This window comes from Gordonia hydrophobica NBRC 16057, from assembly GCF_001592365.1.
GTDB lineage: Bacteria > Actinomycetota > Actinomycetes > Mycobacteriales > Mycobacteriaceae > Gordonia > Gordonia hydrophobica.
Genome location: NZ_BCWU01000011.1, coordinates 106,722 through 128,409 on the forward strand (window position 1 = coordinate 106,722; position 21,688 = coordinate 128,409).

At 63.9% G+C, this 21,688-nt stretch carries 21 protein-coding genes; 8 read left to right on the forward strand and 13 right to left on the reverse strand.

Annotated features, from left to right (window positions below):
• Window positions 1–8: 8 nt before the first annotated feature.
• Genes GH2_RS17195 through GH2_RS17210 form a run of 4 tightly spaced genes read right to left on the reverse strand, consistent with a single transcriptional unit; the run spans window position 9 to window position 3,142 of the window.
• Complete coding sequence (locus GH2_RS17195) at window positions 9–974, reverse strand: DUF5926 family protein (protein WP_066170824.1); 966 nt, start codon at window positions 972–974, stop codon at window positions 9–11.
• A 58-nt stretch (window positions 975–1,032) separates the two neighbouring features.
• Window positions 1,033–1,821: a glycerophosphodiester phosphodiesterase family protein gene (locus tag GH2_RS17200; RefSeq protein ID WP_066170829.1), complete on the reverse strand. Its 789-nt coding sequence runs from the start codon at window positions 1,819–1,821 to the stop codon at window positions 1,033–1,035.
• A complete protein-coding gene (locus GH2_RS17205; RefSeq protein ID WP_066170832.1) occupies window positions 1,818–2,792 on the reverse strand; it encodes a DUF4328 domain-containing protein in 975 nt (324 codons plus the stop codon). Before GH2_RS17205 ends, GH2_RS17200 begins: the two co-directional genes overlap by 4 nt.
• On the reverse strand, window positions 2,792–3,142 hold the full coding sequence (locus GH2_RS17210; protein WP_066170834.1) for a rhodanese-like domain-containing protein: 351 nt from the start codon (window positions 3,140–3,142) through the stop codon (window positions 2,792–2,794). The genes GH2_RS17205 and GH2_RS17210 overlap by 1 nt, the downstream gene beginning before the upstream one ends.
• Window positions 3,143–3,624: 482 nt before the next feature.
• On the opposite strand from GH2_RS17210, the gene GH2_RS17215 reads away from it, so the two are divergent.
• Window positions 3,625–4,365, forward strand: a complete 741-nt coding sequence (locus GH2_RS17215) for a VOC family protein (protein WP_066170837.1) — start codon at window positions 3,625–3,627, stop codon at window positions 4,363–4,365.
• 6 nt (window positions 4,366–4,371) lie between these two features.
• On the opposite strand, the gene GH2_RS17220 is transcribed toward GH2_RS17215, so the two are convergent.
• Together GH2_RS17220 and msrA are read right to left on the reverse strand one after the other, a co-directional pair.
• The gene (locus GH2_RS17220; protein WP_066170840.1) at window positions 4,372–5,442 is read right to left on the reverse strand and encodes a winged helix DNA-binding domain-containing protein; all 1,071 of its coding nucleotides are present in this window, start codon (window positions 5,440–5,442) and stop codon (window positions 4,372–4,374) included.
• Window positions 5,439–6,158 (reverse strand): peptide-methionine (S)-S-oxide reductase MsrA, encoded by a 720-nt coding sequence (msrA, locus tag GH2_RS17225; RefSeq protein WP_066170844.1) that lies wholly within the window; start codon window positions 6,156–6,158, stop codon window positions 5,439–5,441. The genes GH2_RS17220 and msrA overlap by 4 nt, the downstream gene beginning before the upstream one ends.
• 111 nt (window positions 6,159–6,269) lie before the next feature.
• On the opposite strand from msrA, the gene GH2_RS21685 reads away from it, so the two are divergent.
• Both GH2_RS21685 and GH2_RS17230 read left to right on the forward strand, forming a co-directional pair.
• Window positions 6,270–6,413: a hypothetical protein gene (locus tag GH2_RS21685; RefSeq protein WP_157086134.1), complete on the forward strand. Its 144-nt coding sequence runs from the start codon at window positions 6,270–6,272 to the stop codon at window positions 6,411–6,413.
• A gap of 123 nt (window positions 6,414–6,536) precedes the next feature.
• Window positions 6,537–7,166 carry a superoxide dismutase gene (locus GH2_RS17230; protein ID WP_066170847.1) on the forward strand — a complete coding sequence of 210 codons (630 nt, stop codon included), beginning with the start codon at window positions 6,537–6,539 and terminating at the stop codon, window positions 7,164–7,166.
• A 132-nt stretch (window positions 7,167–7,298) separates the two neighbouring features.
• Here the strand turns inward: GH2_RS17230 and GH2_RS17235 are convergent, their stop codons facing one another.
• The 4 genes from GH2_RS17235 to GH2_RS17250 all read right to left on the reverse strand — a co-directional run bounded on the left by GH2_RS17235 (window position 7,299) and on the right by GH2_RS17250 (window position 12,739).
• Window positions 7,299–8,690, reverse strand: coding sequence for an amidase (locus GH2_RS17235; RefSeq protein ID WP_066170850.1), 1,392 nt, complete (start codon window positions 8,688–8,690; stop codon window positions 7,299–7,301).
• Between the two features lie 100 nt (window positions 8,691–8,790).
• Window positions 8,791–10,017 (reverse strand): MFS transporter, encoded by a 1,227-nt coding sequence (locus tag GH2_RS17240; protein WP_169802476.1) that lies wholly within the window; start codon window positions 10,015–10,017, stop codon window positions 8,791–8,793.
• A 150-nt stretch (window positions 10,018–10,167) separates the two neighbouring features.
• A complete protein-coding gene (locus GH2_RS17245; protein ID WP_066170856.1) occupies window positions 10,168–11,562 on the reverse strand; it encodes a flavin-containing monooxygenase in 1,395 nt (464 codons plus the stop codon).
• A gap of 181 nt (window positions 11,563–11,743) precedes the next feature.
• Complete coding sequence (locus tag GH2_RS17250) at window positions 11,744–12,739, reverse strand: NAD-dependent epimerase/dehydratase family protein (RefSeq protein ID WP_066170859.1); 996 nt, start codon at window positions 12,737–12,739, stop codon at window positions 11,744–11,746.
• A 238-nt stretch (window positions 12,740–12,977) separates the two neighbouring features.
• Between GH2_RS17250 and GH2_RS17255 the strand changes: the two genes are divergently transcribed.
• Window positions 12,978–13,592 carry a TetR/AcrR family transcriptional regulator gene (locus GH2_RS17255; RefSeq protein WP_084247586.1) on the forward strand — a complete coding sequence of 205 codons (615 nt, stop codon included), beginning with the start codon at window positions 12,978–12,980 and terminating at the stop codon, window positions 13,590–13,592.
• Window positions 13,593–13,725: 133 nt separating this feature from the next.
• Here GH2_RS17255 and GH2_RS17260 read toward each other — a convergent pair whose 3' ends face one another.
• A complete protein-coding gene (locus GH2_RS17260; protein WP_307825427.1) occupies window positions 13,726–14,682 on the reverse strand; it encodes an oxygenase MpaB family protein in 957 nt (318 codons plus the stop codon).
• Window positions 14,683–15,111: 429 nt separating this feature from the next.
• Between GH2_RS17260 and GH2_RS17265 the strand changes: the two genes are divergently transcribed.
• The 4 genes from GH2_RS17265 to GH2_RS21410 all read left to right on the forward strand — a co-directional run bounded on the left by GH2_RS17265 (window position 15,112) and on the right by GH2_RS21410 (window position 20,140).
• Window positions 15,112–15,750 (forward strand): TetR/AcrR family transcriptional regulator, encoded by a 639-nt coding sequence (locus GH2_RS17265; RefSeq protein WP_169802477.1) that lies wholly within the window; start codon window positions 15,112–15,114, stop codon window positions 15,748–15,750.
• Window positions 15,751–16,094: 344 nt separating this feature from the next.
• Window positions 16,095–16,730: a TetR/AcrR family transcriptional regulator gene (locus GH2_RS17270; protein ID WP_066170984.1), complete on the forward strand. Its 636-nt coding sequence runs from the start codon at window positions 16,095–16,097 to the stop codon at window positions 16,728–16,730.
• Window positions 16,731–17,012: 282 nt separating this feature from the next.
• Window positions 17,013–18,662 carry an FAD-binding dehydrogenase gene (locus tag GH2_RS17275; protein WP_244885421.1) on the forward strand — a complete coding sequence of 550 codons (1,650 nt, stop codon included), beginning with the start codon at window positions 17,013–17,015 and terminating at the stop codon, window positions 18,660–18,662.
• A 59-nt stretch (window positions 18,663–18,721) separates the two neighbouring features.
• A complete protein-coding gene (locus GH2_RS21410; protein WP_169802478.1) occupies window positions 18,722–20,140 on the forward strand; it encodes a serine hydrolase domain-containing protein in 1,419 nt (472 codons plus the stop codon).
• Between the two features lie 27 nt (window positions 20,141–20,167).
• On the opposite strand, the gene GH2_RS17285 is transcribed toward GH2_RS21410, so the two are convergent.
• Window positions 20,168–20,707 carry a dihydrofolate reductase family protein gene (locus tag GH2_RS17285; protein ID WP_066170875.1) on the reverse strand — a complete coding sequence of 180 codons (540 nt, stop codon included), beginning with the start codon at window positions 20,705–20,707 and terminating at the stop codon, window positions 20,168–20,170.
• A complete protein-coding gene (locus tag GH2_RS17290; RefSeq protein WP_066170877.1) occupies window positions 20,704–21,660 on the reverse strand; it encodes a helix-turn-helix domain-containing protein in 957 nt (318 codons plus the stop codon). Before GH2_RS17290 ends, GH2_RS17285 begins: the two co-directional genes overlap by 4 nt.
• Window positions 21,661–21,688 lie beyond the last annotated feature (28 nt).

A 21,688-nucleotide genomic window follows, 5' to 3' on the forward strand; every position in this document is an offset into this window, starting at 1 on the left:
CAATCGACCTATCGCAACGTCACCTGCCGGCCGATGATCCCGGCCCGCGAGCTGCGCTCGGCCGCCGTCAGCTCGGAGGAGTCGGCGAGTGCCTCGGTCAGCCGCGCGTCGAACGTCTCGACCCCGTCGATCCACTCCTCGTGGTGGGCTTCGACGTCGAGGTCGAACACCGGCACGATCACGCCGTGCGTGCGGAACGAGCCGGCGAACCGGGATCCTTCGCCGAGTGTCAGATGACCTGCGGCGTGCACCCTGGCCAGCGCGTTCATCAGGACGGTCTCGTCTTCCGGCCGCACCCAGCGCAGGTGCGCCTTCTCGCCGGCGTCCACCCACCACGGTGCTCCGACGCCACTGGACGGGCGCAGGCGGGCCGTCGGCAGAATGCTCTCGTTGGCGCGGTCGAGCATGGTCGCGAGTTCCGACGGCACGTTCGCATCCTCGGCGAACCACCAGCCGAAATCGGTGTGCACGACGATGTCGAGGTCGGCGTCCGCGTCGAGGATGTCGGTGAGCGACTGCTCGGTCGCCGCGCCGTCGTACTGGTCGCCGTCCTGGGCCGACGCCGCCCAGGCGAGGGCGCCGGCGAGCGACCCGGCCAGATCGGCCGGTTCCGGGTTGGTCTGGAGTCCGACGAGCCCCTGCGTCACCTTGCCGTTCGCGTCGCCTGCGGCCGCACCCAGCTCACCGAACGTCGCGGCGTCGCGCAGGCGTACCTCGGCGGCGACGGCGCCCGGCAGAATGGTGGCGAAATCAGCTTCGTGGGCGGCGTCGAAGCCCGCGGCGTACGTCACCTGCGCGGTGGCCGAGGCGATGAACGCGCGCATGGCGACCAGATCGCATTCGGCTTTCAGCCCGGCGAACGGCCGCACCGGTGCGGCGAGAGATTCCGCCTGCCGCGCCTTACGGGCGGCGACGCGTTCTGCGCGGTTGCTTCCGGGGCGCGGGCCACTGCCGCGCTTGCTCTTCTTTCCCATGCGTTCAGTCTGTCATCCGCCACCGACGGCTCGGCGGCCCGACTGCGGAATCGGCGCGTCAGTCGACGGTGACGAGCCAGTCGCGCACCCGGGCCGGATAGTTCGTCGCCACCCAGCGCACGCCGAGGTCCGCGCAGAGCTGAACGTCCGGTTGGGCGTCGCACGTCCAGGCATAGGTGACGCGGCCCGCCGCGGCCGCCCGATCCACCAGTTCCGGGTGCAGTCGCAGCGTCTCGATGGACGGTCCCACGCCAGTCGCGCCGACGGCCGTCGCCGCCGTTCCGCCGATGATCCGCGCGGTGTCGCCCAAGAGGATGGTCGGGAGCATGGGCGCGGTCCGTCGCACCCGCCACACCCCTGCTGCGGAGAACGAGATCACGACGGCTCGGCTGTGGTCGGCCGACGGCGGCGATGCAACGCCGAACTCGTGCAGCATCTCCAGGAGCTTGGTCTCCACCAGGCTGCCGAAGCGGACCGGGTGTTTGGTCTCGATGAACAGGCGCACCGGACGATGCCAGTCCAGGGTCAGCGTCAGCAGGTCGCGCAGGGTGAGCACGGACGCCGACTCTCCGCTCTCATGCCACGAGCCGAAGTCGTGGTCGCGGAGCTGAGCCAGCGTCATCTCGCTGACCACGCCCACTCCGTCGGAGGTGCGCTCGATGGTCCGGTCGTGAATGCACACCAACTCGGCGTCGGCCGTCAGCCGAACATCGCACTCCAACCCGTCCGCACCCTGCGAGAGTGCGAGGTCGTAAGCGGCCGCGGTGTGCTCGGCGAGTTCGCCGGACGCACCGCGGTGGGCGACGACGGCGGGTTTGCCGGATCGCGAGACGTCGGACTTGTTCATGCCACTACCAGCCGCCTCTCCCTGTCGTGATCGCCGACGAGTCCGGTCAGGACGGTACTCAGTCGTGGGCTCGCCCACCGGGTGAACACCGCCGAGACGGCGAACGAGAGCGTCACCATCGCGAGTCCGTCGGCGTGGACCTGAACCGAGTCGCTGAACCACCCGCCGATGCGGTAGGCCAGAGCGATCAGCGCGACACCGTTCACCAGTCCCCACGCGATCGCGATGCGTCGGATCCGATCGGCCGCGCCTGCGGAATCCGAACCGCACCGCGCCGCCTCCGACAGCAGCAGCGGCGCGCCGACCACATTCACCAGCGGCAGACCTGCCAGGAGCAGTTGCTGCCGGCGCGGCCGCGGGTCGTACAGGTCGGCTTCGGCGTACGCGTGCGCTCGGATGGCAGTCAGCCACCGGACCAGCGCGACGAGCCCCAGGAGCATGCCTGCGAACGCGAAGGTGCCGAACACCAGGACAGCCGCCCCGGACAGGAGATCGATCCACATCGGGATCGGCGTCGACCGGTTGACGACGGCGACGAGGTACCGAATCAGGTGCACCACCGCCGCGGCCACCAGGGTGTACCAGACCAGCGAGAACGTCCGCGTCATCGCCGTTCCGGAGTCTCCGCTCCGGGGTTCGTCGGCTTCGGGGACGACCGGTGAATCGAGCAGTCCCCACCGCGGGACGCCGCGGTACGACGGCCGGCGTGCGGTGACGGGCGGTCGCGGAGGCGTCGGCGCCGGGCGCGCACCGGCGGGACGGTCCGCCGTCCAGCGCAGCAGCGGCCGACTCGGAGCAGGCCGCGGCCGCGCTCGACCGGGCTGCGGCGTCGGTGCCGGAGCAGTCGGGCGCGGCGCGACGATGCGGCCGTGGTCGTCGAGCAGCGTCAGGGGTCCACCGCAGCGCGGGCAGAGCTGTCGACCCTGCCGGTGGGGCGCTTGGATGCGGCAGGACGGGCACACGTCGAGCATCAGGAGTCGACGCTCCCGTACATGCCCTCGGTGCCGGTGTCGTAGGGCTTGTCCGCGGCCTGCCAGGCGACCATGCCGCCCCGAACAACCGTCGCCTCGATTCCGCGCATCGCGAGGTACTGCGAGAGCCGGAACGACCTCCCGCTGGTTCGGCACACGATCATGAGTTCGGGTTCCAAGTCGATCTCGTCGATGCGCGCCGGAACCTCGTCGAGGGGAATGTGCAACGCACCGCGGATGTGAGCGTCTTCCCACTCGTAGTTCTCACGGACGTCCAGAAGCACTCGGTCTGTGACGCCGCTGAAGTCGTCGGGGAGGTCGGTGACCGCCACCGTCTCGATCTCATCCATGCTCACAGTCCCCCATGGTTCCACACCTGGTTCACACGCGGTGCGCTCCCGGCGCTCGGCGCCGACTTCCGTCCCGCGGCGCCACCCCGAAACGGGCGAACGTCACGGGACCGGATCGTTACCACAGTCGGTCCGCTGGCAACACACCACACTCACTATGCATACCAGCATAAAACAATCCACAATTTCACCGGGAGGCTGTTGATCCCCAGTCATACACAGGTCGCGAAAGCCCTGTGGACAACCCTGTGGATTTGTGGATAACGGGAGGTCGAGGGATGCATTGGTGTGTCGCCCGTCTCATTTTCGTCCTCCGTTCACCCGAAAGACGCCGGAAACTCACTGCTACTGACAAGTAGTGTTCACCGATTTTCATCCCCAGCCATCTGTGGATGACTTGTGGACAACACGCGGGATGAAACTCTCTAGTACTACTTCGGAGTTGTTCGCACCACGCTCATGCGGCCCTACACTCGATGACTGTGCACGTTCGTTGGCTCACCGCGTTCTTCGATTTCCCCGCCGCCGAGTTCGGACCGGAGGTGACCTTCTGGCGCGCCATCACCGGCAGCACCGTCTCACCGCCCCGCGGCCCCGCCAAGGAGTTCGCGACGCTCGAGCCCTTCCACGGCGACCCTTATCTGCGGGTGCAGCGGGTCGACGACGGCCCCGGCGGAATGCACCTCAACCTGCATGTCGACGATCCTGCGGTAGGCGCCGCGGAAGCCGAAGCCCTCGGAGCGATTCCGGAGTCGACGGCGGACGACGGCGTGATCACCATGCGATCGCCGGTCGGCGGCATCTTCTGTCTGGTGCCCTGGACCAGCGGCGAGGAGGTGCGCGCCAGGCCGATCCGCTGGCCGGGCGGAGCCATCAGCATCGTCGACCAGTTGCGATTCCAGGTTCCGTCCGCGGCGTTCGACGCGGAGGTCAACTTCTGGTCGGTCCTCACCGGTAAGGGCCCGATCGATACCACCGACCTCGACGAGGTCGCCCTCAACAACAGTCCACGGCTGTCCCTGCAAGTGGTGATTCTGCGGACCGACGAGAGCGAACCCAGCGCACACACTGCGCTCGCCGCGAACAACGTCGCCGACGAAGTGGAGCGCCACGAGGACTGGGGCGCCACCCTGGTGTCCCGGGACGCCGAGTCCGCTCAGATGGCCGACCCCGCGGGCCGGCTCTACTGCATCACGCGACGCAATCCACGGACCGGTCTGTAGGCGAGATCACCTGGCGGCGAACGCGGACAGTCGCGCGGCTTCTTTCTCGCACTCACGGCGCTGCGCCGCCCCCAGATCGGTGAGTTCAGTCAACGCGACCGCGCCGTCGCGCACCTGCCAGGTGGCCGCGAGCCGCCCGTCCACCAGAACGAATCCCGGCGACTGCCCGTTCCGGGTCTGCGTCTGCGCGTACACGTCGGGGTCGGCGACACGGATCCGATCGGCCTTGGCGAAGACCGCGTTGTCGTATGGCGCCACGAAGCGCACCGGGACCGCTACGTCGGGGTCGGCCGGTCGGAGCCCTTCCAGGTCGTACAGCGTCTCGTCGTGCGGACCGACGAACTGCGCCAGCTCCCAGTCGGCTTCCATCGCCCTCATGATCGGCCCCAGCCCGCGAAGGCCCGACCACAGCTGAACGCCCGCTATCGTCGACGGCCCGAACCCGCGCAGGTACATGCGGATGAGGTCGCGGACCGCCTCGTCCCCGGTCACTCCCGGTTCTCCGTCACCGATCCAGTCGTCGAGCAGCACGTACGACGGCGCTCCCGACTGCCGCCACAGGCCGCGCGGCGGAGTCTGCACCAGGGGTAGCGCGTACCGCACAGCCGCCACCAGGTCGGCAGGCGGTTCGTGCGGCCACCGTGCGGTCAGCGACGCGCGCAGGTCGGCGATCGGGACCGGTCCGTCGGTGCTCGCAAACAGTTCGGTCGCGACCTCTGTCGCCTGCTCCACTGTGGCGTCGCGCAGACCGCGCGCATGCAGCCGGACGCCTGCGTCGAAGATCGGGTGAAAGATCGGTCGCATCCACCGGGCGTCCAGGGCGTCCATCAGGAACACGGTGCCCCGATGCAGCGCCATCCGCACCACGTCGCGATCGGTGAGGAGGGAGTCGAGCTCAGCCGGGTCGAAGTCGTCGATCCGCGATTCGAGCGCGAAGAACGCCGCCTGCGGATCCTGCGACTGCAGGCCCACGCAGCGGTCGATCACTTCGATGGCGTCGTCGTCGACGCGCTCGATCAGATGTTGTCGGTGCAGCAGAGTGCGGTTCCATTGCCGCAGGCTGATCCGAGGTGTCACCCGGCGACGGGGAACGCGAGTCCGGTGGTCGCGTGGCAGCGGTATCCGTTGGGGTTGGTGATGAGGTACTGCTGGTGGTAGTCCTCGGCGTAGTAGAAGGTCCCGTCGCCTGCGCTGGACATCAGGGAGATCTCGCTGGTCACCGGACCGTAGCCCGCCTCCGCGAGCACGGGTTCGAACGTCCGCGCCGCCGCTGCCGCCGCATCCGCTTCGGCCTCGTCGAAGGTGAAGACCGCCGAACGGTACTGGGTGCCGATGTCGTTGCCCTGACGCATCTCCTGCGTGGGGTCGTGCGCCGTGAAGAACACCTCCAGCAGCTTCTCGAAGCTCAACTGCGCCGGATCGTAGACGACGAGGACGGCCTCGGCGTGGCCGGTCTGCGCGGTGCACACCTCTTCGTAGGTCGGGTTCGGCGTATAGCCGCCCGCGTAGCCGACAGCCGTGCTGACCACTCCGGGCAATTGCCAGAAGATCTCTTCGAAGCCCCAGAAGCACCCGCCCGCAACAACCACGGCGCGCAGGTCCGGTCCCCAGTCACCGATGCCCGCCGGACCGAACGTGCCGTCGTGATCGGGCCGGCCACGCAGCGGCCGGCCGAACACTCGATGCTCGGCCGGAATCGGCATCGCGTTCGGACGCCCGGGCAGTGCGTCGTCGCGGGTCACCATCACACGTTTGACATCGGCTGCGGCAAGGAGGCGATCGAACAAGCTCATGCGACCAGCGTACGTCTCCCGACGATTTGCCGCTTCGACGTCGACGCCGTACGCTCTGGGCGCTAGAGACTGTGAGACGCGTCACGAGCAATGCGGTGTGGGAGGCACGACATGGGTCGGGAATCGCGGATGATGTTCGGCAGAACAGCGGACGATCGTTCCGCTGTCGACCAGCGCATCGGTGCGCACTGCGCTGCGACGGCCGCCTCCATCGTCGTCATCCTCGCCGCGATCGCTGTGATCGCACTCCTCTGACCTCCCCCCGGCTCCTCGTCTGACGCACGCCGGGCGGGCTGTTGCAGAAAGTCTCGGTCTACGGAAATGTAGAAACTGGACCCGGGTACGGATCTTTCACCAACTGCATACGAGAGGACCATCGTGGCTGAATACACTCTGCCTGAGTTGGACTACGACTACGGCGCGCTGGAGCCGCACATCTCCGGCAAGATCATGGAGCTCCATCACAGCAAGCACCACGCTGCTTACGTGAAGGGCGCCAACACTGCTCTCGAGAAGCTGGCCGAGGCTCGCGAAGACGGCACCATCGCAGGCAAGGTCTTCGGTCTGTCGGCCAACCTGTCGTTCCACCTCGGTGGCCACACCAACCACTCCATCTTCTGGAAGAACCTGTCGCCCAACGGTGGCGACAAGCCGGTCGGCGATCTCGCCGCCGCGATCGACAACGACTTCGGCAGCTTCGACAAGTTCCAGGCGCACTTCACCGCCGCAGCCACCACCCTGCAGGGCAGCGGCTGGGCAATCCTCGGCTGGGACACCATCGGTCAGCGCCTCGTCATCGAGCAGCTCACCGACCAGAGCGGCAACACCTCCGCCGCCCTGATCCCGGTCGTCATGCTCGACATGTGGGAGCACGCCTTCTACCTCGACTACCAGAACGTCAAGCCGGACTACGTCAAGGCTTGGTGGAACATCGTGAACTGGGCCGACGCCGGCGAGCGCTTCGATCGCGCACGCACCCAGGGCAACGGCCTCATCGTTCCGGCCTGATTCTCCTCAGACCGAGACGGATTACCCGGCTCGACGGCCCGGCACCGAGAGGTGCCGGGCCGTTCTGCGTCCCGAGGCTGGGCATGCACGCCCCGCTGGGCGCGCATAGTCGGGGCCGTACGGTGGTCGGTACTACGCGCCCTGGGCGGCGGGCGGCCGCCGTAGCTGCCACTGCTCTAGACCCTCGAGCTGGGCAGCAAGCTCCACCAGCAGTGGTTCGGACCGACTTGCGCCGAGCAGTTGTGCTCCGACGGGCAACCCGGAGGGCGTCAACCCTGCCGGGATGTTGACTGCCGGCCACCCTAAGACATTCCATGGCCAGCAGTAGGGGGCCGCGGCGATCATCTGACGGTCAGTTTCAGCGTTCGATAGATCGTCGAAGCTTCCCACCTCCGGCGGCGCAGTAGCGGTCGTGGGCGTGAGCAGGACGTCAACGGTCTTGAAGACCTGGGAGAATCGTCGTCGGGCGATACCTTCGGAGATCGTCGCGAACTCGGTTGCGAGCGATGGAAGGAGCTCCCCGATCCTGGCGTTGGCGCGCGTTCTCGGGTCGAGAAGCTCGATATCGGGCACTGTCCGCGACAGATCCGCGATCCCCCGCAGTGACCTCGGCAGAAATCCGACACCCATCAACCGATAGGGGGCGTCGATCGGCACGACCTCGTGGCCCAGGCCATCGAGAGTGTACGCAATGCGTTCGACTGCTCGACGCACATCTGGATGCAACCTCACGGTGTAGCCAGAGAACGGCGGGTTCAGACTCAGCCCAACTCGCAGGCGACCTGGATCGCGGCGTTGAAGTGCGACCCGGATTGTCGTCGGAAACAGATCATCGCCACCGGTCGCGGCGGTCAGCAGAAGCGCAGCGTCCCCGACCGTCCTCGCCAGTGGGCCGAAACATGTGAGTCCATAGAATGGGCTGTCGTCGGGAGCCGTCGAAAGACGTCCTCGATGAGGTTTGATCCCGACCAGCCCTGTCCATGCTGCTGGTATCCGGACGGAACCAGCGCCGTCCGAGCCCAACGCTCCGTGGACGATTCCAGCGGAGACCGCCGAGGCAGAGCCGCCGCTGGAGCCTCCGGGCGTGTGGCGAAGGTTCCACGGGTTTCGCGTGGAACCGAAGACACCTTCGGTGAATGGCCATTGCCCGAACTCGGGGAGGTTGGTCTTCCCGATGATGATGGCTCCGGCGGACTCAAGACGGCGCACGGACTCCGAGGAGTACTGCCGTGGGTGAAAATTCCCGGCGCATCCGTGTCTGCTTGGCGCGCCGTCCAGATCCATATCATCTTTAATGCCCACTGGAACGCCGAGCAGTGGGGCCGCGCGGCCAGCTGCTCGTTGTGCGTCCGCGCGAGCTGCAGCGTGGAGTGCGCGTTCAGGATAGAGCTCCCGGAACGCGTTCAACGATGGCTGCGCCCGCTCGGCCCTATCCAAAGCTCGGCTGACGAGCTCGACAGAGCTCACAGATCCTGCCGCGATGGCCTCAGCCGATCCGGCGAGGGAGTCTATATCGCCAGGCATACCATTTCCTGTTCTCTGAGGTGTGCCAAGAAGAGCGACGTCGCCCCGGCGCAATTGTTTGGTCGAATTGATTCGGACCCAGCAGTGAGTGGGTCGAGCGTCACGCTGAGAGTTGGGTCTGCCAGCGGCCACGAAGAAGGGGCAGAGTCAGCGCAAGCGCTGCTGCGGGAAGGAGGAACCCGATGGAGAGCATCGAGGCATTACCTGCAATCGCTCCGAGTGCTGCCGCGCCGACAACGGCACCGGCATAGTTGAAAATGTTGACACGTGCGATCACCTCGTCGCTGCGCGACGGAACAAGCTCACCGGCCCAGCTGAACGCAACTGGGACAAGGAATCCGGCGGCGGCACCGGTCAGGCCGAACCCGATGATCGCCGCAGTCGGCGAATGGACGGCAACGACCATCAGGCAACCCACCAACGCGATGAATGCACCAACAGTGCTGGTCAGTCGGCGGCCGCGTGAACGCACGAACGGATCGGCAACGAGGCGAGCGGCGAGTACCGCGACCAGGTAGACCGCGTAGGCAAGCGGCGCTGCAACCGCTGAAGACCCGAGGCCGTCACGCATGTACAGGGTGCTCCACGTGGCGACGGCGGAATCCACCACGAAGGCAGCGAAGACAATCATTCCCACGCACCAGATTGCCTTCCGTGGCATCACGTCGGAGCGCACGGTGGCCCTGGTCTTGAGCGAGACGTACGGGTTGCTGTAGCGGATAACCACCACTGCAGTGAGAAGCGTTCCGACGGCAGCGATCCCGATCGGCGAGATGCTCGGAAGGTGTGCGGCATGCACGCAGGAGGTCGCGAGGACACCGACCGCTGCGGCGAGGGTGTAGCCGGCATAGAGTTTCCCGAACACGGGGCTGGACGACTGAGACTCAGCCAGCGCGCCTTGCATATTGGAGGCCGCATCCACTGCACCCAACCCGATGCCGTAGATCACGATGGCCGCAACGAAGGTCGGCAGCGAATCGGTCATCGTGACGGCCGTCAGGGACGCGGCCTCGCAGAGGAACCCGACGGCAAGAGCGATTCGACTCCCTTTCCGGGTAGCCACTGCATCGGCGAACGCCGAACCAAACGCTGCCGCGATGCAAACACACAGCAAGATCAGAGACAGAAGGGTTTCGGTGAGACCGACCCGATCTTTGAACGTGGGAAGCGATGCTGCCACGATCGCATAGCCAAACCCCTGCATCGCATAGGACGTGGCGGTCGCGTTGAACGCCCGTCCCTCGGCGATACGGGATTGAGCCAGCCGACTCGCGTCGGCAACTGCGACGCTACCGGACTCTTGCGGTCTATTGGACGATGAAGTCATGGCTTTTCTCATTTCATGAGAGGAGGTTATCTAATCAGACTCAACGGCATAAGCGACCGATAGCTCCGCAGGTACGCGGGCTCTGGACGTACAGGCTTCGACGGTATGTGTGGAACGCGTGCTGTGCGAGACTAGAGTGGCGATCTCCGATCACACGGATTCCGACACTGTCCTTCCTTTGCGCAACCGGTCGGCAAATCCCGGGACGAGTGGCGAAAAGCCCGTCTCCGTCAGCACTCGTGCAACGGTTTGTTTATAGGCTTTTGCATCCACGTACCCGGCGTGCCTGGCGGATTTGATCAACGAGAGCCCGCCCGCGAGGTCTGGATTGTCCTCCGCGATGAGCTTTCCGAGCTTCACCACGCGAGAAGGATCTCTGTCTTGTGCAGACACATACTGGGCGACCATGTTGGAGATATTGTCAAAGAGTGTGTACGCGCTCGAATTGATCTCGATGAATCCGATTGTGAAGAGATTCTTATGATCGCGGTTGAATGCCGTCAGGTACTGGGCAGGTCGATCGCCATTCCACTCGAACATGGTCGACTCCACGTAGGGAATCTTCATCTCGTATCCTGTCGCGTACAGGACGAGGTCGATCTGTTCGCGAGAACCGTCGACAAACACGACATCCGGTCCTTCGAAACGAAGGATCTCAGGTCGGACCGAGATGTCGCCGTGTTGCAAATGGTGTAGCAGTTGGCTGTTGAGGAGGGGATGAGAGTCGAACAGTCGGTGGTCAGGTTTCGGGAGCCCCCAGCGGCGGACGTCACCGACAATCAGTCGCAGCAGGCCAGTCATCAGAGGACGTTCGAGCCACCGCGGCAGGGAGAACTGGCCGTCGTCAAGCTGATCTGCGGGGACTCCGAACAAATGCTTCGGGATGATGTGGTAGCCGCGGCGTGTACTGATGAATGCAGCGTCGGCCATCTGAGCTGCATCGCAGCTGATATCGGCACCAGAGTTGCCGAGGCCGACGACGAGAACGCGCTTTCCGACAAAATCCCTTGCACTGTGGTGAGTGACGGCATGTCGAACTTCGCCGTTGAACTGTCCGGGATGCTTTGGCAAGCGAGGATGCCAGTTTGTCCCGGATGCGCAGACTACCCCGCGGTACCTTCGAGTCGGTCCGTTCTCAGGGGTCACTAGCCAGAAGTCGCCGTCTTCGACGACGGACACGACGCCGTTATTGAACTCAATCCGTTCATCAAGGCCGAACTCGGCGGCGAACTTGCGAGTGTAGTCCAGTATCTGTCGGCGCGTCGGATAGTCGCCAAAGGAGTCGGGCATCGGGTAGTCAAAGAATCCGGACATGTCACGCGAAGAAATGAAGTGTGCCGACTCATACATAGGCGTACCGGGATTGTCGATATCCCATAATCCTCCCACCCCGGAATGTCGTTCAAAATGGTCGTATTCGACGTCGTAAACTTGGAACATTCGAGCCGCACTCAGACCAGCAGGTCCTGCTCCAACAACCGCCACGGCGCCAGAACGATCGACGACGTCCTCCCTTGTGTTCACGGATTTTGTGCTGAGACTCATGAATTCATCCTCCTGGTTGGAAATTTTTGATGCAGGTTGGTTTCTGGTGGGCCTCAAATGGGCCTCGGCGAGGCGATTGAAAGGCTGTCTATCGAGTCGATGATTGGCTCTTTATCGAGGATCTCGCTGTCACAGCAGAAGCGGCCGTGCGGTCTAGAATCCCGCGTGTCGATCGTGAAATCTAGCTGACCGATTCGACAGGCATGAACTGGTCGTACCAGCCTGCAGCATCCCGGATCGCTGTATCGACATCGCCAGGGTCGTAGTCGAGCTCGTCGTGGGCCTTCGACCAATCCGAGGCTTGCGGCGATGACAGATACTTGGCCATGCCGGTATCCATGTCCGGGACCCGGCCTGTTACCCGCGAGACCGCTTCATCTAGAAGGCCCACCGCGCGAAGCGCGGGCGCGGGGAGCCTGACCGGTCGGTGTTTGGCGCCGACGATTTCACCGATGCGGGTGAAGACGTCGTAGTAAGTGCGGTTGAACCCCGTGAGGTTGTAACCCTCACCCGTGCGGCCCTTTTCGGCAGCTGCGAGCATGCCCGCAGCCACCGCGCGCACATCGCAAAACGATCCCGTGCCGGGTGGCGCGAAGGTGGGTTTGCCAGCCTGAAGGTCCCTGATAACCCTGCCGAGCTGCAGCGTGTGGTCAAACGGTCCGATCATGAACCCGGGGTAGACGATGACGACGTCGAGGCCACGCGCGATGTAGCGGAGCACCGCCATCTCGCCCGCGGCCTTCGTGTCGGCATAGTCGTATCCGATGTTGCAGAAACTCTTGTCACCGTAGGTCTCGGCCAATGGGGACCCGTCGGCGTTGTACCCGTGGACGTCCACTGTGCTGGTGTGAATGAAACGTCGGACGCCGGCGTTGAGTGATGCAGCGGCGAGCCGGTCTGCGGCGACGAGGTTGACGGCGTGGCGTCGGGCAGTCAGTCCGGACCACGTCGAGGTGTCGCCGGCTACGTGGAAGACCCAATCGCAACCGGTCACCAAGTCGTTGACGGCGTCGGGGTCGAGCAGGTCCGCCAAGCGAACCTCGATGTCCAGGTCGTCCAGGTATGCCGTCGTCGAACCGGGGGCTCCGCTTGCGACGACCTCGTGGCCTGCATCAATGAGCGTTCGGACGAGATTGCTACCAACGAAGCCTGTTGCGCCCGTGACGAGACAACGCATTTCTATCAACCTCTCGTAGGCGACGGCACACCGTCGCTCCTGGAGTCCTGTCCGAAGCGGCAGTGTCGAGTGCGCCGCGGCGCGACCTGTGTGCTGAGAGCCAGGAACTTCACAATGTGTCGTGCGCAACGCTACCAGATAATCGTTCGCTCGAACGAACGAATTGCAAACCCTTAACAACTCACGGCCTACGACCCGGCAGCGCCCAAGTCTGGAGATTCCAGGTAGCGTCTGACAGATGGAAGCGGTTGACAAGGAACCTGGTCCACGTCGAGACACGGCAGTTCGCAGGCGGCTCCTCCGCGCCACCCTTGCCGTTATCGGTTCCGAGGGAATACGTGGCGTGAGCAATCGCGCTATTGCGGCTGAGGCGGGCGTCTCACTGGGATCGCTGACGTATCACTTTGCGAGTCAGGATGACCTTCTTGCTGCCGCGTTGAGCATGTTCGTCGACGAAGAGGTGGCCAGACTGACCGCAATCGCCGGCGATCCTGTCACGAGCTCGGGGGCCGACTCCGCAATCGCGCGCACGGTCGACGTCGTCGAGGCCAACCAGAGGAGTGCGGAACAGGTCGCGCAGCTTGAACTGTATCTTCATGCGTCGCGAGATGTGGCGGTGCGATCGAGTGCCGCTCGTTGCTACGCCGCATACGACGAGCTCGCGGTCCGATTTCTCGAGGCGAATGGAATAGCGGAGGCGGGCAAGTACGCACCCCTGATTTCATCAGTGATCGATGGAGTCGAATTGCGGAGGCTCGCTGTCAGTGACGGGGGGCCTGATTTGAGGCTGGCCCTTCGCGTCCTTCTCGCCGGGATCAGAGCTGAGTCGTCGCAGCGGGTGTCGCCGGCTTGACTTCAGCAGACAGGTAGCAGGTGCAGCCTGCATTCGACCGCGACCATCTCACGGACCGTCGCCATCCGGCTCTGTCGTGCATGTGCTGCCGAGTGGTTGCCGATGCACCACGCTGCCCGGCGATGATGCGCCGTCACCTATCTGAATAGTCGCGTAGGTCAGTCGTGTACGCAGGTACACCGTAGGTGTCGAGCCGACGCTCGACGCTCCTGACCAGATACCGATTCAGCGAACCGCGAAGCACCGGGACCCGGAGGGCCACCATCACCACGAGCACACGTCCAGCGATGAAGGGCGCAGTGAGTGCGATCCTGGCGTAGTCGGCGACGCCGACGGCAACGCCCATGTGTCGAGCTTTCCGACTTTGACCATTGCTGAATGCCCGACAGAACGCTAACTTGCTGTAGCTCTTCTCGACTGCATCCGCTGCGCGGTCGAGCAAGGTCTCGCTGGGACGCAGATACGCATCCATCGTCGACTCGACGAGTCTGCGACAGTCGTCGTCGAAACCTGCGCGCAGCGTCGCTGCACGGGCGTAGAACATGTCGACGATTCCTTGTGGAGTGACCGGCAGGAGCTCTTCGGGCAACCCCAGGAGATAGCAGCGATAGCGACAGAACTCGACCATCGCACGATCACTGCGATCGAACTCGGTGCGTCCAGAGCGCAGAACGCGGAGGGCAGCGAGATATGGGGCGATCATGCCGGCAGGCAACTGATCGATCTGCGGTACAGGGACACCGTAGACATCGACGCTCCATCTGGTTGAACGGCAGAGCGCATTGAAGCGCACCATGGAGTGCATCAGCCGCACCATCGCCGCGGCTTCGAATCCGGCACCGAATCTATCGAGGGCACCCGGCAGAGTCGTGACAGCGAAGAAGGCTGTGGTCTCGTTGACCCGGTGCGCCGCCCGGGTGCCGGATAGCGCGCCTGTGATGGTCATCGGCAGCGCTGCGTAGCGGTTGGTGAATGTCGCAATGAACGCTCCACGCGTGACGAACGGCGCGATCAGGCCCGCACTGACTCGGGCATGTGCGGCGCCCTGAGCGACGAGCGACGTGTCGATCCACTCGGGCGTACTCTCCATGTGCTCAATCAACTCGCGCAGCGGCTGCGGCGCGTCGGGTACGGCATCGACTCCACACCGACAGGCCGTCCGAACCATTTCGATCAGCTCAGACACTCGAAGCTCCGATGACAGGAGAGCCACGCGATCGGCGCGGACGTCACCCAAGAACGTTGCGATGCGGCACAACTCGACTAGGCGCGCGTCCTCCAGGTACCTAACACGGTCGCCTCTGTCTGAGGGAAGGGCGGACTGGACGTTCGGGTCGATGGTGAAGCGCTCGGGACAGGTATCGCGGTCGATGTCGCTGTAGAGCTCGGGGATGTCCGCACACTGGCGGTGGACTCGCTCGGCGAGCTCGGGGAAGAACTCTGTTGACATGGCATCCTCCGACACTAAATAACATTTTGTTAATTGATGAGTACAGGGGCAGCCACTACCCTGTCAACCGTGAGTAATCGAGCGCCGAAGCGACGGCTAGGGGTGTCGAAGCGGCGGCAGCAGATCCTCGATGTCACACTGCAGATCGTCGGCGACGAGAGCTTCAATGCGGCCACACCAGCGCGGATTGCCCGCGAGGCCGATATCCACCGATCGCTCATTTACCACCAGTTCGGGGATATGTCCGGACTGTTCGTTGCGCTCATCGAACGCGAGCGACGCCGTGCCGCGAGATCGCTGGCAGTCTGCATCCTGCCCGAGGTCGCAGGCAAGCGGGGCGGCGAACGGTTGACTGCGGCACTAGCGGGAGCCGTCCGAGCAGTCGACTCCCGACCGGCGACATGGAGGCTTTTTCTCATACCGCCCGAAGGTGCGCCACCCGCGTACCACCGGAACCTGGAAGCAGCACAGACCGTGGTTCGAAATCGACTACACAAAGCCCTCACAGATCTGGGGCCGTCGATAGTTCCAAGTCCGGACCTCGCCGCACAAGTCCTGCACGCTGCAGGTCGCGAGATCTTGCTGTATCGCCTTCGGCACCCGGAATCGACCGCGGTCGCGGAGACGATGGCCGCACTCAATGCCGTCGTCGCTCAGCTGAGCAGCTCGGTGGTCAACACGCCCAGGGACAACGAGCGAAGGTCTTGACTGCGGCGCTCCGGCTATCGAGGCCCAGACAGGCACCACCTTGTGAGATAGCTCCTACCGACTGAAGGTCGGAGATCTGTCGTGACCATCCGAATCACCACTCCCCATCGCGCCAGACCAGGACTTTCACCACGCTCGCCAACACGACCTCCGAGATGCGGACACCGATAACAAGACAGTCGCCCCTGGTCAGGACGCTCGCGAGGCGGCAGGCCACCCCAGCAACGTACCAATCAACTAAGCATCATACCATGGACGTTCGCTCGAACGAACAAGGTGATCGGGAGAGTTTCGTTGCTTTCGCCGTCTGGAGAGCGAGGCCGTCGAGGCTTACATTCACGTACGTGACACCGGACACCAGTCAAACAGCGGACACGACCAAACGGCGGCGATCCAACACTCGTCGGCGGCTGTTGGACGCCGCTTTCGCGGTCTACTCCGAAGTGGGCTTCGGGCGCACGACTGTCGAAAAGGTCGTCGAGCGCGCAGGGTTCACGCGCGGGGCGTTCTACTCAAACTTCGACTCTCGCGAGGCTCTCTTCCTAGCCATGTGGCTCGAGCGATCAACGCAGATGATCGCAGACCTCGAAGTCGCGCTGGAGCAGTTGGCGGCCGACGACGTCGTTGATCTGTCAGAAGCGATCCAAGGGATCGTCGAAGTGCTCCCCGTCGACGCTCGTTGGTATGCGATCACGATCGAAGTCACCGCACATGCACTCCGTGATCCTGACCTACGTCAAGCCGTCGCCCTTCGGGAGGCCGCGATCAGCGAGGCGCTCCTACCGATTTTCACCAGCCAACTTGAGCGAATCAACCGTCAAATACCGGACCCGAATGCGCTGATGCAAGCCTTGGTAGCGGTGTACGACGGCACGACTCAGCAGGTGCTGCTGGAGCCAGACGACGTGGCGGTTCGGCAGCGTCGAGCAACCCTCTTTGAGCACGTTGTTCGGGCCTACACGGTCGCTGACCAGGAGTAACAGACCACGGTGCAATTTCAGTACACTTCGTATTGAGTTGCTTTTCTTCTCAACGACGGTCCGCTATGGTGTGCGACAAGCCATAGCTCGGCGCCATCTCGGCGCGGGTCACGGCACTGACACATCCTTCCGTCGAAAGGCAATCCCGTCGTGTCCGAACCAGCCCCAACCTCTTTTAGTCGCCGACAGGTTCTCGCCGGCAGCGCCGCCGCGCTCACTGCTGCCTGGCTTGCCGGTCGAGCGGGGCCAGCCTCGGCAGGCCCGAGCCGAACTGCCGACGCGATCGTCGTCGGGCATGGTCTGTCCGGCCTCGTGGCCGCATGTGAGCTTGCCGCGGCCGGCAAGAAGGTCCTGATCGTTGACCAAGAATCCGAGCGAAACCTGGGTGGCCAGGCTCACTGGAGCCTCGGCGGGCTCTTCTTCATCGACTCGCCGGAACAGCGGCTGATGGGAGTGCGCGACTCGTTCGACCGAGCGCGCCGGGACTGGATGACCACCGCGGGCTTCGATCGTGCGCCGAACCAGCCAGGAAGCGAGGACTACTGGGCGCATAAGTGGGCCGAGAAGTACCTCGAGTTCGCTGCAGGCGAGAAGCGCGCATGGCTTGCGGGAATGGGCGTCAACTGGGTTCCGGTCGTTGGGTGGGCCGAGCGCGGCAACGGCGACGTGCACCGGCCCGGAAACTCAGTGCCCCGCTTTCATCTGACGCTGGGCACAGGACCAGGCGTCGTTGAGCCGTTCGAGCGGAAGATCCGCGACTTCATGCGCACTGGGAAGGTGCGTTTCGCATGGCGCCGTCGCGTCGACGAACTGATCACCACTGGCGGTGCAGTCACCGGGGTCCGCGGTGCGGTGTTGGCGCCCACCAACGCTGCTAGAGGACACGCCACCACAAGACAAACCGTCGGAGATTTCGAACTTCACGCACCCCTCGTCATCGTCGCCTCGGGCGGCATCGGCGGAAACCAAGGTCTCGTCCGTGAGAACTGGCCATCACGATTGGGAACGGCACCAGATTTCATGGTCACAGGAGTGCCTGCACACGTCGACGGTCGGATGCTGGGTATCACTGAACGCGCCGGTGGGCGACTGGTGAATCGGGACAGGATGTGGCACTACACCGAAGGCCTCCGGAATTACTCGCCGATCTGGCCCGGCCATGGCATCCGCGTGCTCGCGGCACCGTCATCGATGTGGTTCGACGCCGCTGGACGACGGTTCCCCACGCCGGGGATTCCCAGCATGGACACGTTGGGCACCCTTGAGTTGATTCAGAAGTCGGGCTTCGACTACTCCTGGTTCGTATTGAACAAGAAGATCATTGAGAAGGAGTTCGTGCTGTCGGGGTCCGAGCAGAACCCCGAACTGACCGCGAAGAACCTGCCGCTCTACCTGGCGAATCGAACGAAGGGGACCCCCGCCCCTGTCCAGAAGTTCATCGACCGGGGGGCGGACTTCGTCATGGGACGAAACATCGACGATCTGGTAAAGAAGATGAACGGCCTGGCAGGCAGGGACATCCTTGATTCAGGCGCTCTAGCCCGCCAGATCCGCCATCGCGACGTCGAGTCCATGAACCCGAGGTCATCGGATGATGGAATCGCCGCGATTAGACGGTCACATGCCTACATGGGTGACAACCTTTTCCGCACGACGCCGATGCACAAGATTATTGACCCCTCGGCCGGCCCTCTCATCGCAATCAAGATGAACATTTGCACTCGGAAGACTCTCGGTGGGCTCCAAACGGACCTATCGGGGCGCGTCATTGGTTCCAACGGCAACCCCGTGCCCGGACTCCTTGCCGTCGGAGAGGCCTCCGGCTTTGGCGGCGGAGGTGTCCACGGCTACCGTGCCCTCGAGGGAACATTCCTGGGCGGGTGCCTGTTCAGCGGACGTCAGGCGGGGCGGGCTGCCGCTCGGATGCTCTGAGACAGCGCATTACCACCAGTACGAAACGCGTCGCGTACTCACCATCCCTAGGATCTCAATTGAAGAATCACACTCGTCCAGCCCGTCGCGCGATAGTCGGCGCTTCGATTCTGTTGTCGCTTGCCCTTGCTTTGCCAGTTCTGGTGGCGCCCTCTCAGGCGGCGCCATTGATCAAGCCGAACCGACTGTCCCAACACGTCGAGGCGCGATCACTGCTGGCGGCCGTACAGGGAGGCGAACTCCTTGGGACTCCTCCGCTACCTGCGCTAGTCACCGGTGCTGGCGCGACGCTGACCTCGCCGGATTTCTGGGCCAACTGGACTCACGATGTTCTGCAGAACAATCGCGTCCTTCTGCCGTTGCCCACTGATGTGATCAAGCCTGATGTCGTCCTACCGCACGTGCGAGTGGAGAACGGTGCAACCAACCCATTGCCAACCGCGACTCCGCGAACGAACTTCCGGAGGATTACCTATCAATGGGCAGGGAGAACTCGAAGCGTAGGAGACTTCCTTCGTGACACCAACACGGACGCGATTCTCGTCGCACGTAACGGAAGTCTGGTCGCGCAAGCATTCGCAAACGGATACTCGGCGTCGCAAACGCATCACGCATGGTCGATGACCAAATCCTATGTCTCAACCTTGATCGGGATCGCCCAAGATGAAGGCAGAATCGCATCCCTCGACGATCCAGTGCAGCGCTACATACCAGAACTGGCAAACACAGCTTGGAAGGGAACGTCCATCCGCAACCTCCTGCTCATGAGATCAGGGATGAGATGGGACGAACACACCGAGAAGATCAACCAGAACGATCAGTTCCTCCAATGGATAGACATGGCGCTCGACTACTATTCGAACGGTTCAATGGGACGGACACGTAATGAATACCTGCGTGATATGCCGCGCGTCGGCCTCCAGGGGAAGGAATTTAACTACAACAGCGCAAACACCCAGGTTCTTGGCTGGGTTCTCGAATCGATATACAAGCGCCCTCTCAACAAGGTCCTGTCGATGAAGCTGTGGAAACCATTGGGTATGCAAGCGCACGCAGACCTGATGACCGACCGAAAAGGCGATGTATTGGGATCGATGTCCTTGCAGGCATTGCCCATCGACTACGTCCGGTTCGGCGAAATGATGAGGAACGGCGGGCTGGCTGCGAATGGCCGTCAAATTGTTTCCAGCAACTGGGTACATCAAGCGACCACTGGTATGCTTCCGGCGCAGGATGCAGGAGATCTGCGGCCCAGTGCCTATGGATTTCAGTGGTGGTCAGGAGCAACACCGAAGGGGTTTCAGGCCAACGGATTTCAAGGCCAGTTCACAACTGTCGTCCCGGAACAGTGCGTCACCGCAGTGCGACTCGCCCATACGATTCAGTTCAGCACCTCCGGAGAATTCGGCGGGCAAGGCGATGACGAGTGGAAGGCCGTAGTTCGGGCAGTCTCACGCAGCATCGGCGGATGTGCGTGACGCGATACCATCAGTGATGAAGTGGCGTTACTGCCGCGGTCCCACCACTCGGTAGCGGCCGATCAGGAACGCCTTGTTCCGCGCGGTCTCCAGAAGCTCGAAATCGAATGGTCCGGTGAACAGCGGCCGACCCGCGCCGAGTGTCACCGGCGCGTACGAGACCACCATCTCGTCGAGCATCCCGGCCGACGCGAACTGCGCCGCCAGGTCTCCCCCGCCCACCACCCACACGGACCTGCTCCCGGCGGCGGTGTCCAACCGTGCACGATGCTCGGCGGGTTCCCCGTCGATCGCGGTGATGGTCGGATGCACGGATGTCAGTTCCCGATGAGTGAACACGAATGTCTGCTGGTCGGCGTACGGCCACGGCTCGTCGCCGAGGTGATCCAGCACCCAGTCGTAGGTGGTCCGCCCCATCACGACCACGCCGGTCGTCGCCATCAGGTCGGCGATCGAGAACGGGCCGTCGTCGTCGATGGGCTGTGTCAACAGCCAGTCCAGGGAGTCGTTCGGATCGGCCAAGAAGCCGTCGAGAGTGGTTGCGGTGTAATAGATGTAGCTGGTCACGGGGTGCCTCCTCCGGTATGGCGGCGATGCCAGATGATCGGGTCGGGGTCGAGTTCGCCGGCCTCGACGTCGACGCCGGCGTCGGCCAGCATCCAGCGCGCCAGCAAGCGACGATGCGCCGAGAAGGTCAACTCGTGCGCCACGATCTGCCCCAGCAGAAACGATTCCGGTGGATCGCACAGGGCGTCGACGACGCGGTCCGACCACGCGTTTCGCCGCTCGATGTCGCGGACCGCCGAGAGCCATCGTGCAGCGGTTCGGCGGTGTCGTGCCCGCAGTGCGATCCGTTCGTTGTCGGGCTTCAGGTCCGGCATCTCGACGCCTTCGATCGCCGCCAGCCACGGCTCTTTGCTGGTCGCGAGCTGCCACATCACCTGTGCGAGGGATTCACTGGGCCCATCGAACGAGCGCGGCCTGCTGCCCGGCAACCGGGCTCGGGTGTATTCGTCCTTCGGTAGATCGGCGACCACCCGGAGCAGGACGTCGATGTCCGCGAGGTCATGGCGGACCATGATGGCGGTGACGTCACCGGCCGGCTCCGGCATCGTCGAACCACGGCGTGCCGCAGTCGAGTCCACGTACAGCACGGTCGGCGCATGGAAGTGGATGCCGTTCGGCGCAGGCAACCAGTGCCCGGCTCGGTCCGCGGGCGGAAGCGCTGTCGGCGGATGTCCATAAGCCCGCGTGAACGCGCGACTGAAGCCTTCGACCGACGCATAACCATTGCCGAAGGCCGTCTCGGTGACGGATCCGCCACGCTGCAGCTGCCACGCGGCACGTTCCAGGATCACTCTGCGCCGCAACGCCATCGGCGATTCACCGCTGCCATCGCGAACCTGTCGAGCGAAGTGGAACCGCGAGGTGAACGTACCCTCCGCCATCGCGTCCAGCCTGTCGTTCGCATCGTCGAGGACCGCGTCGAGCAAGCGGCGCAGGGGATCGGGGTCAGGCATCCTCCGAGTATCCCGCGCCGCCGCCACA